Raw genomic sequence first — 16,596 nt, forward strand, 5'->3', positions numbered from 1 at the left:
AATTTATTTTATCTAATAAGCTGTATCCAACCCTTATCTATAATTGGGTCTTCATTATTAATTCTATAATTCATGATGTAGAAATAAGTTCCTTTAGGTACTTCTTTTCCTTCATAAGTACCATCCCATACATCGGCAGTTCTTTGAGTATTGTCATTTATAATCTCACCACCTTCAAAAACACGATTACCATAACGGTCATGAATGATAATTTTATAATTTATTCCTGCATCTAAACCAGAATCTTCATCTCGAAGGTTTATTCTTAAAACATCATTAGTATTATCTCCATTTGGGGAAAATTGATTAAAAAGAAATCCTGGATCTGCTGCGGTAGGCACATCTACCACTACCATAACCTCATCACTGTTATTATCCACATTACTGTCTCCTGGCGAAGACCTTATCAACGTAGCGGTATTACTAAATGTACCAACAATAGGCACAGAAACAGTAATATCTAAAGTAGCCGCATTTTGTTCACCAAATTCAAGTGATGCGATGCTCCATCTTCCTGTTGATTCATCATAATCACCTGTACTTGAAAAATCACTTACATAAACAAATCCAGCTTCTTCGCCACTTGGAAGAATATCATCAATTTCAATATTACCAATAACATCTCTATTTTTAGATTTATTTTCCACACTAATGGTAAAGGTAATTTCTTCTCCGACTAATGGAGTCATATTGCTAACTCTCTTTACAACTTCAAGATCTATACCTTCTGGAGCTTCTGTACTCAATTCTACAGTTGCTTCATCATTCTCAGAGTTATTATCAGCTGGTATAGATTCTAATAAGGTAGCCGTATTCGTATATGGTCCTTGTTCAGCTACTATTGCAGTAATTGAAAGCTCTGTAGAAATACCTGCGGCAAGCTCTGAAATTGACCAATTACCAGATATTTCATCATAATCTGCAGAATCGGCAGACACAAAATCAAAGCCAAGTTCCAGCAAATCACCTATTACAATTGCCCTAGCTGTTCTATCAGACAGGTTGGTCACCAAAATTTTGAAGATTATAGTATCACCTATCAATGCATCGATATTATCAACAGATTTCAAAACTTCTAAGTCAATTGGATCATCACAATTTGGAGTAGCCACTGGATCACACGGGTCATCGGGGTCAGAACCACTTGTTTGTTCGTCCAAATCTGAAATACCATCTCCATCGGTATCACAACTACCATTAAATCTATTAGGAAGACATGGGTTGTTATTTGCAGGATCCTGTTGGTCATTAACCCCATCATTATCAGCATCATCGATATTTGACTCTAAAGCGTCAATAATTCCATCACCGTCTTCATCTAAAGGGTTATTAATATCGTCACCAACCTCATCACCGTCTTCAACACCATCACCATCAGTGTCAGAATCATTAGAATCTGTACCTAAAGCTACCTCTTGACCACCCAAAAGCCCATCTTCGTCATCATCGGTTTCACAGTCACTAACGTTTATGGTTACCTCTACACTAATATTTTCACATGGGGCTGTAGAATCTGTTGTAGTAAAACTAAAAATATATGCACCAGATTCTAAACCATCAAACTCCACAACATTTGTAGAACTAATATTTACATTACTCTCAGGCCCAGAAAGAAACACCCAGACACCTGGATCAGCACCGAATAATCTCGTATCTAAATCTAAACTCGTTAGACCGTTTGCCGCAATATTACATATAGCTCCATTTTGCGCTGTACCCGTAGTTGCCTGAAAGCCAATTCGTGCAACAACCGGTTCTCTTTCAGAAATACATCCGTTTTCTTCAGCTTCCACATAGTAAGTAGCGGTAGCATTTAAAGATGGAGTTGTATAGGTTTCGCCCATTGCAATTGAATTAGTAGATTCTAAAGAATCATACCAAATTATAGATGCACCTTCAGATGGCTCAACGCTTAATAATAAAGTACCAGGACCACAACGTTCATTATCGTTAATTTTAATTAATTGTGGAATTACGTTACGAACAATTTGAACTTCTATAGTACCACTCGCGCACTCATTGGTTTCATCATAGAAAAACCCGTAATAAGATGCTGGCAACCCAACATTTTCAGCTTCTGCCGCGGTTAAATGAGAATTTGTATTTAAAGGGTCTGATATTCTACTCCATGTCAATACAGTTCCTGTAGGGGCTGTGCTACTTGTAAAATCGAATAAATTAGCAGAAAAAGAATCTCCGGCAGCTTCTACACAGTAAATATTAGAAACAGTTTCATCTAAAACCGGCGCAGCAACACAGTTATCGTCATCTTGAATAGTTCCGATAGCCGACCCACCATTCACTAATTGAACATTATTGGAAGGTACTCCTAATTGAACTTCAAAGGTTTCTGTGTTTTCTAAAATTGCATCATTATTCACAGGCACAATTATACTAATAGTTTCATTGGCAGTACCATCAAATTCCAATGAGCCATTTGTACCGGTATAATCGACACCACCACCTGTTGCCGTATCATCAACAAATGAGTAGGAAACCGTTGTACCACCTACAACTGCTATATCTAAAACTACCTCAAACTCCAATTCACCCGATACAATATCCTCATTTACAGCCTCGTTCGAAATTGTCAGTGTAGCCTGATCATTATCATTAATTTGAACTGTTGCAGTTCGTGTATTTGTTGCACCTAGAATATAACCTGTTCCGCTAGCCAAAGTAATTATCACCGTTTCCGTACCCTCTTGAATTAAATCGTCTATAGGTTCAATTTCAATTGCCGCTGACAATTGCCCATTTAATATATTAACGGCATTTGAACTAATCGCGGTATAGTCTGTACTGTTAACAGATGTACCGCTAACTACATAATTAATAGTAATTGGGCTTCCTGTATTATTAGTTTCACTAAGACTTACAGTAAATTCGCCTGTAGAGACAGCCCCGTTACTTTCTGCTGCAGTAGCATCAGATGCTGTAATCTGAACTTGATTGATATCTTCACTAACTATAACAATAGTTGCACTGTTTGGTGTACCAACATTATAACTTATATCATCTTCTAAAGTTAAAACGACTGTTTCGTTACTTTCTATATCATCATCATCAACAGGAGTTAATCTAATAATACCTGTACTTTCCCCATTTTCGATAGAAACTATACCGGAAAGAGCAGTGAAATCATCTCCAACATCAGCTGTACCGTCAATCGAGTATTCAACATCTAAAGTTGCACCTGTTTCATTAACTTTATTTACATCTACTGTAAAAACCCCTTCACTTAACGGATTTTCATACGCTGTTGCAATCGTTGATTCAATTGACACCTCAAAAGTATCGGTATCATTTATGGTAACAGTGCCTGTAATAGAATCTACACTATCAAGAACATAACCATTACCTGTTACCAGAGTTACAACTACAGTTTCTGGATTTTCAACTAATTCATCATTAATAGGAGTCACAAAAAATGTTTTATCTTGTTCTCCATTCTCAATAACTACTTCGCCACTTAGAACCGTATAATCCAAAGCAGAGGTAGCAGTACCTGCAACACTATAATTTACTGTAATAGGATTACCTGTATCATTTATTTTGTCTAGTCTGACTGTAAAAACACCAGTATCAGTTACCGTATTTGTTTCTGTAGCTTCATTATCTGTTGCACCAATAGACGCTGTAAATACTTCACTATCTAAAATAGTAACATTATCCGTACCGGGAGCTGCGATGGAGAAAGAACTATTATTAACACTATTTAGTGTTATAAACACTGTTTCATCTCCCTCTACCAATTCATCATTAACAGGTACTATATTAATATATGAAAAAGATGCGGTATTTACAAAAGTTGCGTTTCCTGTAGTTGTATAATCAGCAGCAGCTCCTTCAGTAGCAGTACCAGATAAAGTATAGTCTACTACAACATTACCGCCAGTATTATTAGGCGAACTTAAGTCTAATCTAAATCTTCCTCTATCCGCAGCAAGCGTAGCCCCTTCAAACGTTTCTGGTCTGTCAGCCTCAACGGTTATTTCGCCAAAATCATTATCTACAATATTGACCGTTATCTCATCATTTGTACCTACCGTATATTCGGAATCAACTTCAACTAATTCAATAACAATAGTCTCTAGTCCCTCAATAAAATTATCATCATTCACTTCAATATTTATAAATGCCTCTCCAGTACCGAAAGAGGGATAATTAATTTGAATCGCCTCATCTAACTCATCATAATCAAGATCTGATGACGCCGAACTAATAGCTGAAACATTATAAATAACATTTACATTACCTCCTCCAAATCCCAAATTACTTACACTTATCCTAAATATACCGGACACCTCATCCTCTTCTGAAGCATCTTCTATTTTTTCAATGTTTACAGTTTGAGACAAAACATCTTGCGAAAATAATCCTAAAAAAATAAATCCGAAAATTAACAGATACTTCTTAAAACCACTATTCTCAAGATTATTAAACGTACTATTGTATTTACTTATTTTCATAGCATTCTTTATCATACCCAACATTCTGATTGGGAATGTTCTACATCTACAATCAAAAATGAGGGTCTCAATATTACAAAAAAATCAAGGTAAACTCCTCAGAAACAGTTGAAAAAAGGATTTATGGGTTAAATGGTAATATTAAGTAATTAGTACCTAGTCCGCTAGCTGTGGAGACTGGGTAGTAACAGAAGGTTCTATTTTTCTTACCAGCCCTTGTAATACTTTACCCGGACCAATTTCCGTGAAAATCGTAGCTCCGTCTTTTACCATTTGCTGAACACTCTGAGTCCATTTTACAGGAGCTGTCAACTGCAGCATCAAATTCTTTTTGATCTCATCTGCACTATTCACTGCAGTTGTTGGTACATTTTGATAGATTGGGCAACTAGGTGTAGAGAAAGTAGTATTTGCTATTGCAGCAGCTAATTCTTCCCTAGCAGGCTCCATTAACGGAGAATGAAAAGCGCCACCTACAGGAAGCATCAAAGCACGTCTTGCTCCTGCTTCTTTTAATTTTTCACAAGCTTCTTCTACTGCTGATATCTCCCCGGAAATCACCAATTGACCAGGACAGTTATAATTTGCGGCAACCACAATTCCCGATATATCTGCACAAACTTTTTCTACAACAGCATCTTCCAAACCTAAAACAGCTGCCATAGTCGATGGTTTAAGTTCACATGCCTTCTGCATAGCCAAAGCACGTTGCGATACTAATTTTAATCCGTCTTCAAAACTTAAGGTGTTATTAGCCACCAAGGCAGAAAACTCTCCTAATGAATGACCAGCAACCATATCTGGTTTAAATGCATCTCCCATTACTTTACCCAAAATAACAGAATGTAGGAAAATAGCAGGTTGGGTAACCTTGGTCTCTTTCAATCCCTCTGCAGTGCCTCTGAACATTACCTCAGTAATCTCAAAGCCTAATATATCGTTTGCCTTAAGAAATAACTCTTTTGCAATAGGGTATTTTTCATATAAATCTAATCCCATTCCAACAAATTGAGCACCTTGCCCAGGAAAAACATACGCGTTCATAACTTTTAGTTTTGGTGGCTCAAAAGTACATAATTTAGATAGATTGTAACAAGCAATTGATTTTTTTGAGTCAACCTTTACTCCTTAAACCAACCGGAATACATTGTATATGCTTCTGCAATTCTATTGATTTCCCCAGAACTTAGTTCAGGACTTATATCCTTGATTTTTTTAGCAGGCATACCAGCAAAAATACTCCCAGATGGTACATGTGTCCCTTTGGTGAGAACAGCACCAGCAGCAATAATACTATTACTTTCTACTACACAATCATCCATAATAATACTGCCCATACCTACCAACACATTATCATGTATGGTACAACCATGCACAAGAGCATTGTGCCCAATAGAAACATTATTGCCAATTGTAGTAGGGGATTTTAAATATGTACAATGTACAACGGCTCCATCTTGTACATTTACCTTATCGCCCATTTTTATAAAATGAACATCGCCACGTAATACTGCATTGAACCAGACACTACATTGCCTACCCATGCTTACTTCACCAACAATTGTTGCGTTTTCTGCAATAAAACAATCTTCGCCTATGATAGGTTCTTTACCTCTAACTGCTTTTATCATTGTAATTCGTTTAATTAAAATAAGATAAAAAATCTTTTTTCTTTGAGGCGGAAACCATCACTTCTTTACCGTTGGACATTACCACACTACCACCTTTACCTTTTCTGTACTTTACCACCTCATTTACATTTACTAAAAAAGATTTATGAACTCGTGCAAACGGATAGTCAGTTAAAGCATCTTCAAAATATTTTAATGTTTTGCTGATCAAAATCTTCTTATTCAACAAGTAGATTTCGGTATAATTATCATCTGCCTTGCAATACAGTATTTCGGCAATATTCAAAACTTGAAATCCGTCTTGTTGTGGCAATGTCAACTTCCCTTCAACTCCGTTAGATTTTGTGCTTAACACCTCTCCCTCCAAACTAGCTTCTTTCTCACGAACACCTTCTACATATTCCACCGCGTTTACCAACTCATCTATATTAATAGGTTTTGTTAAGTAATATGCAGCATGGTTGTTTAAAGCATCTTTTGCATAATGGTCATAAGCAGTAACAAAAACGGTTTCAAAGGTTCTGTCCGGTAATTGATCAAGTAAATCGAATGCATTACCAAAAGGCATCTCTACATCTAAAAACACTAAATCTAAATCGTTCTCTCCAATTAAGACCAAGGCTTCTTTAATTGATGAAGCCTCCCCTAAAAAATTTACGCTTGGGCAATATTTAGCAATATAATTTCTTAATATCTCTCTACTATTTGCCTCATCTTCTACTAAAATTGCGTTTAAGCTCATTTTTCTCTTTTTAAAATGAATAGGACCTTAGTTCCTGAACCGTCGGACTGTAAATCTGAAATTTTGATATCTACCTTATCGGTATACATATCGTTTAAAATAGCTACACGCTTTTTAATGATACCCATTCCTTTAGATTTTTGTTTTCGCTGATTTTGGGTTTTAATCTCCGCAGATTTCTTTCTTCCTATACCATCGTCTGTAATGCAAATAATGATAGAATCTGGGCTATTTACTTTGACCGTCACCTGCAACTCCCCTTTTTCATCCCTATATCTTAGTCCGTGCCAAATAGCGTTTTCGATATAAGGTTGAAGTAACATTGGCGGAATTTGAAATTTAGAAACTTGAACATCTTCATCAATTTCAACTCGATAATCGAACTTATCTTCAAATCGAGAATGCTCCAATTTCATATAAAGTTCAAGTTGTTGTAATTCTTTATCCAATGGAATAAAATCTTCTTCAGAATTCTCAAGCACAGAACGCATTAATTTTGAAAAATCGCTTAAATATCTATTTGCACTTCGCTCATCACTTTTAGAAATAAAATTATTTACAGAATTAAGAGCGTTGAATATAAAATGAGGATTCATCTGCGACCGTAACGATTTTAAAGCCAAAAGATTATTGGCCAGTTTCTGTTGTTGATTGCTACGATAAAAGAAGAAAGCAGCTACTAAGGTCAATAACAATCCGAATATAAGCGAGTAAATAACCAATTGTTGTCGCTTATTACTTTCTTGAACCAACTCTTGTTCTGTTAAAGCAAGATCATATTTACTTTGCGACAATTCTCTTTCTTGCTCTAAACCGGTAAGTCTATTTTGAGCATTTGAAATTTCTCTATTAAAACGATTAGCCCTTGAAATCTCTTGTTCTTTTCTAACATATAAAGAATCTACCAACGCGACATAAGTTTGGTAGGTATCTAAAGCTTTGGTAAAATCTCCCTTTACCTTATATACTTCAGACAGCTTTCTGGTTGCGTCTTTTTGAACAACCAAATCATCTTCTGAATCTGCCTCAACAATACTTTTTTCTAAAAATGGAATTGCCTCGTTATACTTATCTTGAGAAATGTATGCATTCGCAATTTTGTAATTAATACGTTGCGATGTTATTGTATCACCAAGCTCAAATTTCTTGACTCTAGCATTAGGTGAATTTATTTTTTTCAGTTCTTGAAGGCTACTTTTACGCATAGTAATCTCTTCATTGAATCTGTTTTTAGTATTATAAAAATCTGCTACCTTTTCTTTTTCTTGCAAAGCTCTTTTCGGCGCTGAACTATTTGCTAATTCTAATGAATTATCATAATATGCCTCTGCCTCCATATTTTGATTGCCTAAAGAATACGTTTCAGCAATTTTAGAGTTCAAATCAATCATTTTAGGAGTTAATTGATTTTTTTCTGCAATAAGTAGTCCCCTATTATATAGGTCTATAGCCACCGCAACATTTCCTTTCCCTTTATTAGCATCGCCTAACAACTCATACAACACTGCACTTTGTTTAGGCAGCATAGGTTTAATTTCTTGTAAAGGATTTAATAAAAACAATGCCTCTTCATACCTGCCTGTAATATTAAATGCCTTGCCCAACAACAATGATGTCGCTATAGTTTTATTAGCCTCTAAAGCATCTTCATAATTATCTATAGCCAAATCTAACTGCTTATGGTATTGATAAATTTCACCAAGCTTAGAAAGAGACCTGGCCAATTCTTTCTTTCTACCTCTTTTACCTAATATAGAAATTGACTGTGCCACTAAGTCGATACTCTTTTCTATATCTTTCGTTTTGTATTTTTCTGCAGAATCTATTAGCTGCTGATGCTTAACAGAAATATCTGGCAATACCTTAGACGTTCTACTTAAGGTGTTAGATTCAAAGTCTTCTACCAAAATTAAAACATCATCATTTTTCTGTACATTGTAACGTAATGTTTCAATATCATTGTGTGTAATAACCAATTGATCACCAATATTTGTTTTAATCTCAAATTCACCTAAACCATTAGTAACTACAAAGTCACCAAAATTATTAGTTACCGAAACACCTGAAATTGGTTTACCGGTATTTCTAGCCTCTACCCTACCTTTAAGATTGAACTTTACCGCTTCATTTTGCAATTGAGAATAAATGGTATTCAGCCCCAAAACAAAACTTATTAATATGTATAGAAAAAGATTTTTCATCTGTTTTAATGAATGTAAACTTAGCTGATTATTATGGAAGAAAAAATTGGGCTATATCCAAATTCCATACCTTCTACATAACATTTTACCCTTTTACAAACGCGGCAGACTATTTTACTAAGTGTACAGACCACTTCCCTCATTTTCATTATTCTAATAAATACTTTGCGTATAGTTTAGTTCTGAATTTAAAACGAAGATTATGAAAATCATTAAACAACTATGTTCCATTACAATAGCTCTATTAGCTTTGTCTACGGTTTACGCATGCAATGTTAACGAAAAAAAGAAGCCAATTGAACTAATTGCACATGCAGCAGAAATCACTGAACCAGAAAAGGAGAATATCGTTCAAATTGCATTGCTTTTAGATACTAGTAATAGTATGGACGGATTAATAAACCAAGCAAAATCTCAGCTTTGGGATATTGTAAATGAGTTCAGTTATGCAAAATGTGGAAACGATACCAGACCAAATTTACAAATTGCATTATACCAATATGGCAATGATAATCTTTCTGCAAATGAAGGTTATATTCAACAAGTCTTAGGCTTTAGCAGTGATCTAGATGAAATCTCAGAAAAGTTATTTTCTTTGACTACCAATGGCGGCGAAGAGTATTGCGGAAAGGTATTACAGACCTCTTTACACCAATTACCATGGAATAAGAATCCAGATTTATTACGTATGATTTTTATTGCAGGCAATGAGCCTTTTGACCAGGGAAGATATAATTACAGAACAGCACTTACCAATGCCAATGAAAAAGACGTTGTAGTAAATACTATTTTCTGCGGAAACTATAACTTAGGAGTAAACACGAACTGGAAAAACGGTGCCTCATTAACCGGTGGAGAGTATATGGCTATTGACCATAATAAAAAAGTAGTACACATTAACACCCCATATGATGATATTATCATTAAACTGAACTCTAAGTTGAACACTACATATATTTCTTACGGTTCTATGGGCAAATCGAAGTATATCGCACAAAAAGTACAAGATGACAATGCTTTAGAAATGGAAGAAGCTGTTGCAGTAAAAAGAGCGGTCAGTAAAAGTTCAAGACTGTATAATAATAAAAAATGGGATTTAGTCGATGCTTATGACGATGCCGAATTTAAAATCAGCTCAGTAGACAATAAAGATTTACCTCAAGAGCTACAAGGCAAAGATGAAGAAGAGATAATAGCTTACGTAGAATTTAAAAAGACCGAAAGAGAAAATATTCAAAAAGAAATTCAAGAATACAACACGAAACGATTAGCTTATATTTCTGAACATCAAAAAGATAAAAATTCAGGAGAGCTTGAAAATGCTATGATTAAGGCAATAAAAAAACAAGCCAAAACAAAAAACTATAGTTGGGAATAATGAATAATCATCCAAGGTCTGTTCAAGCACGGACAGACCTTTTTAATTTGCTGCCGGACAATAGCAATCGTACTTACGCTCTGTTTGACCAAAATCGTAACCGATAGTAATTTGATGAAACCCTCCATTATCAAAACGGATATCTCCCATTTGGTACGAATAATTATAAGACACCATAAAATTATTAATATTAGCACCCACAATAGGAGTTACCAATTGTAAACGCTGTTCTCCAAAAGCGGTACCATCTTGATATTGGGCACCATCAAAACTTCTTCTATAGGAAAGACCGCCCCAAATACGACCAAAATCTACATCTTTATAAACTTTAGCGTTGATATCCAAGCTTTTCTCTTTGGTAAATTCTGTTAATTGAAAAAGCACAGATGGCTCAAATTGCCATTCACTTTTACCGAACACATATCCTGTAGACATTAAAAATCGTCTAATATTATCAATAACCAACTCATCGGGGTTATCTTCTCTATCTCGATAATATAGGTTTCTTTTACTACCAGTTAATGCATTAGTAACTGCAAAGTGCGTGTAAAACTCTTGATAATTATATGATATACCAATATCGACATTGGTATATGATGCGCTTAATTTTATACCTGAAACAGCAGGATCTGGCGTAACAGATCTAAATTCACTCTCATCTAAACTACTCTGAAGTAATGTCGCACTTAAACCAAAAGATAATTGATTTAATTGTCTAAGATCACCACCACCCATTCTTAAATGGTGGGCATATGTTAATTTTGCTCCCGTTTGCGAATGATAACCATTTGCGTCGTTAAATATAATTGCTCCTATACCACTTGGCGAATCTCCTAATCTAAAATGAGCGTTAACTGTCTGTAAACTTGGGGCATCATCTACATCAAACCATTGTTTTCTAGCAGTCGCCCTAATCTTACCACCTTCACCTATACCCGCCATAGATGGAAAAACCAAATAATAATTATCTGATAAATAATCGAAATAAACAGGAATACCTTCTTGAGCTGTAGATTTTAAACTAACAGTAAGTAAAGTGAAAAATAATAGAATATGGTATTTCATCTTGGGACTTTAAAACTAAGTTTAGTTTTGCTAATATAAAGTTAATAACGGGTTAACCCTAACATTATTATGTAGGTGTTAACTAAGATTTCCTTTGTATTTTTGTCTAAAATTTTCGAAAAATGAAAGAGTATTCAATTACGGTTGTTAAGACCAATAATCCAAATATATTAAAGTTCGAAACTAACCATCTATTAGTTCAACGTAAAAATTACGAATTCAAGAATATTGATGAAGCTAATAATTCACCTTTAGCTCAGCAATTATTTTATTTGCCATTCATTAAAACGGTATATATTTCTGGTGATTTTATTGGATTAGAACGTTACGATATTGTTCAATGGGAAGATGTCAAAGATGAAGTTGCCCAGCAGTTAGTAGAATACTTAAATTCTGGCGAACCTATAGTTATGGAAGAGGATATGGATAAACCTATACCGGTAACGGTCTATGCAGAGGTAACCCCCAATCCATCTACTATGAAATTCGTAGCAAGTAAAAAAATAGTAGGTTCTGCTTTTGAGTTCAAGAACATTGACGAAGCTAGAGATTCGAAGTTAGCTATGGAGTTGTTTCAATTTCCGTTCGTAAAACAAGTATTTATAGACGAAAATTATGTCTCGGTCTCTAAATATGAAGTAGCTGAATGGGATGATATTACTATTGAGCTACGCGAGGTAATTAGAAACTTTATAGCTGCAGGAAATGAAATAGTTGCAGATAACGCAAAATCAATAGGTGAAGAAGCACAGGTTTCTGAAACAGTTTCGGCAGAAAGTACTGTAGAACTTGATGAAATTTCACAAGAAATAGTAGATATACTAGAAGAATATGTAAAGCCGGCCGTAGCAAGTGACGGTGGCAATATTATGTTTAAATCATATGACACCAACAGTAAAACTGTTAATGTTATACTACAAGGTGCGTGTAGCGGTTGCCCTTCATCCACTTTCACTCTAAAAAACGGTATAGAAACTATGCTAAAAAATATGATGGGAGATAAAGTAAATGAAGTTGTTGCGTTAAACGGCTAATTAATCATTGAAATGGATCAAAACGATTGCCCTCAATTTTTGTAACTTGTAATAAATCTAAAAATCATTAATTATGGCAGTTTTAAAAGTAATCGAGATATTAGCAAATTCTGATAATGGATGGGAAGACGCAGCTAAAAAAGCAGTTGCAGAGGCATCTAAATCAGTGAAAAATATTAAATCAGTTTACATCAACGAGCAAAGTGCTACTGTTGAAGACGGAAAAATCAAGAATTACAGAGTCAACGTAAAAATCACTTTCGAAGTGAAATAACAATTACTCAAAAGGATTAAAAGCGCCAAATGGCGCTTTTTTTTGTTTAAAAATAAAATATACTCCATGCCAACCCCACAGAAGCATACAAACAATCTAATCAAAGAAAGTAGTCCTTATTTACTACAACATGCACATAATCCGGTAAACTGGGAAGCTTGGAATGATGATGTATTGAAACAAGCCCAAAAAGAGCAAAAACTGATACTTATAAGCATTGGCTATGCAGCTTGTCACTGGTGCCATGTTATGGAACATGAATGTTTTGAAGATGAAGAAGTCGCAGAAACAATGAACGCTCACTTTATTAACATTAAAGTGGACAGGGAAGAAAGACCGGATATTGACCATATTTATATGGATGCCTTGCAAATGATGACAGGTAGCGGTGGCTGGCCTTTAAACATATTGGCTTTACCTGATGGCAGACCATTTTGGGGTGCCACTTTCGTTAAAAAACAAAATTGGATACAAGTCTTAAATCAACTTCAACAGCTCTACAAAGAAGATCCCAATAAAATAATTGAATATGCCGAAAATATGGCTCTAGGCCTAAAAGAAATAAATGCTGTAACAGTGACAGAAAATCAAGAAGTAATTCAAGATTCTGAAATTGACCTTATGGTTAGTGACTGGAGCAAGTACTTCGATACTTTTTTAGGGGGATACAAAAGGGCTCCAAAATTCATGATGCCTACCAATCTTAACTTTTTACAATACTATTCTTACGCAAAACAAGATAATACTGTAAATGGATATGTAAATACCACCCTAACAAGAATGGCCTGGGGCGGCATATTTGATCATGTCGGTGGTGGATTCTCTAGATATTCCGTAGACACCAAATGGCATGTACCCCATTTCGAAAAAATGTTATATGACAACGGCTTGTTAATTAGTCTTTACGCAAATGCATATGCTAAGACTAACAATAATCTCTATAAAGCTGTCGTAGAAAAAAGTATCATATTCCTAGAAGAAGAATTATTAGATAAAAGCAATGGGTTTTACTCTTCTTTAGATGCTGATAGTTTAACTGATGACAACAAGTTAGTAGAGGGTGCATTTTATGTTTGGCAAGAAGAACAACTTAAAGATCTATTAAAAGACGATTACTTTATTTTTAGTAATTACTTCAGTATTAACTCTTATGGATATTGGGAAGATAATAACTATGTACTTATTAGAGATTCAGAAGCCTTAGCTATTGCAATGAATCATTCTATCACCAAAATAGAATTGCAAGAAATAATTACCAAGTGTCTTTCACTATTGAAGGTAGAGAGAGAAAAAAGAAACAAACCTAGGTTAGATGATAAAATTTTAACTTCTTGGAATGGCTTAACACTAAAAGGACTCACAGATGCCTATAGATATTTAGAAGATAACAAGTATTTGAGCCTTGCTATTAATAATGCTAATTTTATTCTAGAACATATGACCACAGAAGATGGTGGTTTATACCGTAACTTCAAAAATGGAAAAAGTACTATTCATGGTTTTCTAGAAGATTACGCTTCTATAATCGATGGATACATTGGGCTATATGAAGTTTCTTTTGATGAAAAATGGCTTAATCATAGTTTAGAGTTAACAAAATATGTCATTGAAAATTTCTCAGATTCTGATACGGGGCTATTCTTTTTTACATCTAGCAATGACAACGGTCTTATTAGAAGAACCTTAGAAGTTTCAGATAACGTAATTCCGTCTTCTAATTCTATGATGGCACACAACTTACATAAGCTCTCAAAATATTTTCCTGAAGATAATTTCGATAGTCGTTTGCATCAAATGATGAAAAGCATGAAACCATCTATCACTGAGAATCCGCAAAATCATGCCAATTGGCTTCACCTGGCACAGCTAATGAGTGAGAATTTCTATGAATTGGTCGTTATCGGTAAAAACTTTGAACTCATATGCGCAAGCCTCATGAAGAACTATATGCCAAACGCTATATTTGCTGCTTCAAATGCTAAAACTAGCAACTTACCTTTATTGATGAATAGATATGTAATGAACAAGACGCTTATTTACGTTTGTAATCACGGTAGCTGCCAAATGCCCGTAGAAGAACCTAGCAAGGCCTTAAATCTTGTTAATACAATCATTTAACAATTGTTTAGCCTCTACTTTTTCATTTGATTTATGTTATAAGATTAAGTTAGCAGCTCAAAATAAAATTAAAGATTATGATGGATAAAATAATGAATTTGCAAGAACATGCAGATAAAGCAATAGAATGGATATGGGCAGCTTTACCCAGTTTGCTATGGGCTCTTTTCCTTTTAATTGCCGGCACATACGTTATACGTTTCATAAACAAAATGATTCGTAAATTCTTTTTAAAGAAAGATTATGACCTTGCTCTTGAAACTTTTCTTCAAAGCTTCATAAATATTGCTTTAAAAATTATACTCTTCATATTGGTAATCACCCAATTAGGAGTTCAAACAAGTTCTTTAGTTGCTATTTTAGCTTCTGCAGGTTTGGCTATTGGTTTAGCGTTACAAGGCTCCTTAGCTAATTTTGCCGGGGGCGTTCTTATCTTATTATTTAAACCCTTTAGAATAGGAGATTTTATATCTGCTCAGGGTGTAGATGGCACAGTAAAAGAGATTTCAATTTTTACTACCAAGGTTAGCACATTTGGAAACCAAATTGCAATAATACCAAATGGTCAACTATCCAATAACACCATTACAAACTATAACGCGCAAGACACTAGAAGAGACAAAATTGATGTGGGTATTGGTTATAGTTCAAATATCAAAGAAGCCAAAGAAATTCTTTTAGCCATATGTAATGAACGTGAAACAATTCATAAGACACCAGCACCTGAAGTTTATGTGGGTGAGTTAGGTGATAGTTCAGTTAATCTAACATTACGATTTTGGGCCAATAATGGTGATTTTTGGGCAGCACATTTTTATGTGATGGAAGAAATAAAATACCGTTTTGATGCTGCCGGAATTGAAATTCCGTTCCCACAACGCGTGGTTACTCAAATGAAAACGGATTAATAGATATTACAAATTTAAAAAGCCCTTGATTACTTAAGGGCTTTTTTTATTATTTAAACTTTTAAGATTTTACTTTCTTGGTTTGGAGCACAAAATCTTTTAGATAATACGGCTCAAAATAGGCTACATCTTCAAAATCAGAATCATTAAATTTGTCCGATGAAATAGAAGCCATTTCTTTAGCAGAAGGCACTACTTCACAATGATAGGATATCGTTTCTAATGGAAACAATTCTTTTATCTTCTCTGCTCCACTACCTAAAAAATGAATATGTTTTGTATTGATATATTCTTGAAAAGAATGCTCATCAATTATTTCAGCTTTCGTTTCTCGTACTTCATTGAGTTCAGCGTCAAAAACCGAAGAATACACCTCCATACGTCTCGCATCTAAAACAGGTATTAATACCTCATCGTTCTTAATCTTTACTTGGGATGCCATACTTTTCAAAGTAGAAACAGATATTAACGGAATGCCCAAAGCATAACACAAACCTTTTGCCGCCGAAACTCCAATTCGAAGTCCTGTATAAGAACCCGGACCTTTACTGACTGCCACAGCTTCTAAATCTTCCATTTTCAAAGAAGCCTCTTGCATTACCTCTTCAATGAAAATGTGTAATTTCTCTGCATGCGAATAGTTAGCCGAATTCAATTCTTTGATTGTAAGAATCTCGCCATTTTTAGCAACACAAACCGAACAATTTGTTGATGAAGTTTCTAGATTTAATAGTATGCCCATATTGCAAAGGTATTACATACTGTAAAATGAA

The 16,596-nt window shown here is 34.7% G+C and carries 12 protein-coding genes; 5 read left to right on the forward strand and 7 right to left on the reverse strand.

The genetic code is table 11. The features are described 5' to 3' along the window. Positions 1-8: 8 nt before the first annotated feature. The 5 genes from ACJJVP_RS02730 to ACJJVP_RS02750 form a co-directional block, all read right to left on the reverse strand. Positions 9-4,472, reverse strand: a complete 4,464-nt coding sequence (locus ACJJVP_RS02730) for a Calx-beta domain-containing protein (protein ID WP_405410556.1) — start codon at positions 4,470-4,472, stop codon at positions 9-11. A 156-nt stretch (positions 4,473-4,628) separates the two neighbouring features. Further along, positions 4,629-5,516 carry an ACP S-malonyltransferase gene (gene fabD / locus ACJJVP_RS02735; RefSeq protein WP_405410558.1) on the reverse strand — a complete coding sequence of 296 codons (888 nt, stop codon included), beginning with the start codon at positions 5,514-5,516 and terminating at the stop codon, positions 4,629-4,631. A 77-nt stretch (positions 5,517-5,593) separates the two neighbouring features. After that, on the reverse strand, positions 5,594-6,103 hold the full coding sequence (locus ACJJVP_RS02740; RefSeq protein ID WP_405410559.1) for a gamma carbonic anhydrase family protein: 510 nt from the start codon (positions 6,101-6,103) through the stop codon (positions 5,594-5,596). Positions 6,104-6,113: 10 nt separating this feature from the next. Beyond that, positions 6,114-6,845 carry a LytR/AlgR family response regulator transcription factor gene (locus ACJJVP_RS02745; protein ID WP_405410561.1) on the reverse strand — a complete coding sequence of 244 codons (732 nt, stop codon included), beginning with the start codon at positions 6,843-6,845 and terminating at the stop codon, positions 6,114-6,116. Further along, the gene (locus ACJJVP_RS02750; protein WP_405410562.1) at positions 6,842-9,046 is read right to left on the reverse strand and encodes a histidine kinase; all 2,205 of its coding nucleotides are present in this window, start codon (positions 9,044-9,046) and stop codon (positions 6,842-6,844) included. The genes ACJJVP_RS02745 and ACJJVP_RS02750 overlap by 4 nt, the downstream gene beginning before the upstream one ends. A 202-nt stretch (positions 9,047-9,248) precedes the next feature. Between ACJJVP_RS02750 and ACJJVP_RS02755 the strand changes: the two genes are divergently transcribed. Continuing rightward, positions 9,249-10,424: a vWA domain-containing protein gene (locus ACJJVP_RS02755; protein ID WP_405410564.1), complete on the forward strand. Its 1,176-nt coding sequence runs from the start codon at positions 9,249-9,251 to the stop codon at positions 10,422-10,424. A gap of 42 nt (positions 10,425-10,466) precedes the next feature. Here ACJJVP_RS02755 and ACJJVP_RS02760 read toward each other — a convergent pair whose 3' ends face one another. Next, positions 10,467-11,489, reverse strand: a complete 1,023-nt coding sequence (locus tag ACJJVP_RS02760; RefSeq protein ID WP_405410566.1) for a type IX secretion system membrane protein PorP/SprF — start codon at positions 11,487-11,489, stop codon at positions 10,467-10,469. A 122-nt stretch (positions 11,490-11,611) separates the two neighbouring features. On the opposite strand from ACJJVP_RS02760, the gene ACJJVP_RS02765 reads away from it, so the two are divergent. The 4 genes from ACJJVP_RS02765 to ACJJVP_RS02780 all read left to right on the forward strand — a co-directional run bounded on the left by ACJJVP_RS02765 (position 11,612) and on the right by ACJJVP_RS02780 (position 15,823). Continuing rightward, positions 11,612-12,523, forward strand: a complete 912-nt coding sequence (locus ACJJVP_RS02765) for a NifU family protein (RefSeq protein ID WP_405410567.1) — start codon at positions 11,612-11,614, stop codon at positions 12,521-12,523. A gap of 73 nt (positions 12,524-12,596) precedes the next feature. Then, entirely contained in the window at positions 12,597-12,797 is a 201-nt protein-coding gene (locus ACJJVP_RS02770; RefSeq protein ID WP_036151958.1) for a dodecin family protein, read from the forward strand. A gap of 66 nt (positions 12,798-12,863) precedes the next feature. Beyond that, a complete protein-coding gene (locus ACJJVP_RS02775; RefSeq protein ID WP_405410569.1) occupies positions 12,864-14,915 on the forward strand; it encodes a thioredoxin domain-containing protein in 2,052 nt (683 codons plus the stop codon). 77 nt (positions 14,916-14,992) lie between these two features. Then, positions 14,993-15,823: a mechanosensitive ion channel family protein gene (locus tag ACJJVP_RS02780; protein ID WP_405410570.1), complete on the forward strand. Its 831-nt coding sequence runs from the start codon at positions 14,993-14,995 to the stop codon at positions 15,821-15,823. Positions 15,824-15,884: 61 nt separating this feature from the next. Here the strand turns inward: ACJJVP_RS02780 and tsaB are convergent, their stop codons facing one another. Next, positions 15,885-16,565: a tRNA (adenosine(37)-N6)-threonylcarbamoyltransferase complex dimerization subunit type 1 TsaB gene (gene tsaB, locus ACJJVP_RS02785; protein WP_405410571.1), complete on the reverse strand. Its 681-nt coding sequence runs from the start codon at positions 16,563-16,565 to the stop codon at positions 15,885-15,887. Positions 16,566-16,596: the final 31 nt, after the last annotated feature.

Origin of the sequence: Maribacter sp. Asnod1-A12 (assembly GCF_045063735.1) — a bacterium.
GTDB lineage: Bacteria > Bacteroidota > Bacteroidia > Flavobacteriales > Flavobacteriaceae > Maribacter.

Coding starts and splice junctions, on each gene's coding strand:
- tsaB (WP_405410571.1), bottom strand. CDS start 16,565: ATGGGCATACTATTAAATCTAGAAACTTCATCAACAAATTGTTCGGTT.
- ACJJVP_RS02740 (WP_405410559.1), bottom strand. CDS start 6,103: ATGATAAAAGCAGTTAGAGGTAAAGAACCTATCATAGGCGAAGATTGT.
- ACJJVP_RS02765 (WP_405410567.1), top strand. CDS start 11,612: ATGAAAGAGTATTCAATTACGGTTGTTAAGACCAATAATCCAAATATA.
- fabD (WP_405410558.1), bottom strand. CDS start 5,516: ATGAACGCGTATGTTTTTCCTGGGCAAGGTGCTCAATTTGTTGGAATG.
- ACJJVP_RS02775 (WP_405410569.1), top strand. CDS start 12,864: ATGCCAACCCCACAGAAGCATACAAACAATCTAATCAAAGAAAGTAGT.
- ACJJVP_RS02730 (WP_405410556.1), bottom strand. CDS start 4,472: ATGAAAATAAGTAAATACAATAGTACGTTTAATAATCTTGAGAATAGT.
- ACJJVP_RS02760 (WP_405410566.1), bottom strand. CDS start 11,489: ATGAAATACCATATTCTATTATTTTTCACTTTACTTACTGTTAGTTTA.
- ACJJVP_RS02745 (WP_405410561.1), bottom strand. CDS start 6,845: ATGAGCTTAAACGCAATTTTAGTAGAAGATGAGGCAAATAGTAGAGAG.
- ACJJVP_RS02755 (WP_405410564.1), top strand. CDS start 9,249: ATGAAAATCATTAAACAACTATGTTCCATTACAATAGCTCTATTAGCT.
- ACJJVP_RS02770 (WP_036151958.1), top strand. CDS start 12,597: ATGGCAGTTTTAAAAGTAATCGAGATATTAGCAAATTCTGATAATGGA.
- ACJJVP_RS02750 (WP_405410562.1), bottom strand. CDS start 9,046: ATGAAAAATCTTTTTCTATACATATTAATAAGTTTTGTTTTGGGGCTG.
- ACJJVP_RS02780 (WP_405410570.1), top strand. CDS start 14,993: ATGATGGATAAAATAATGAATTTGCAAGAACATGCAGATAAAGCAATA.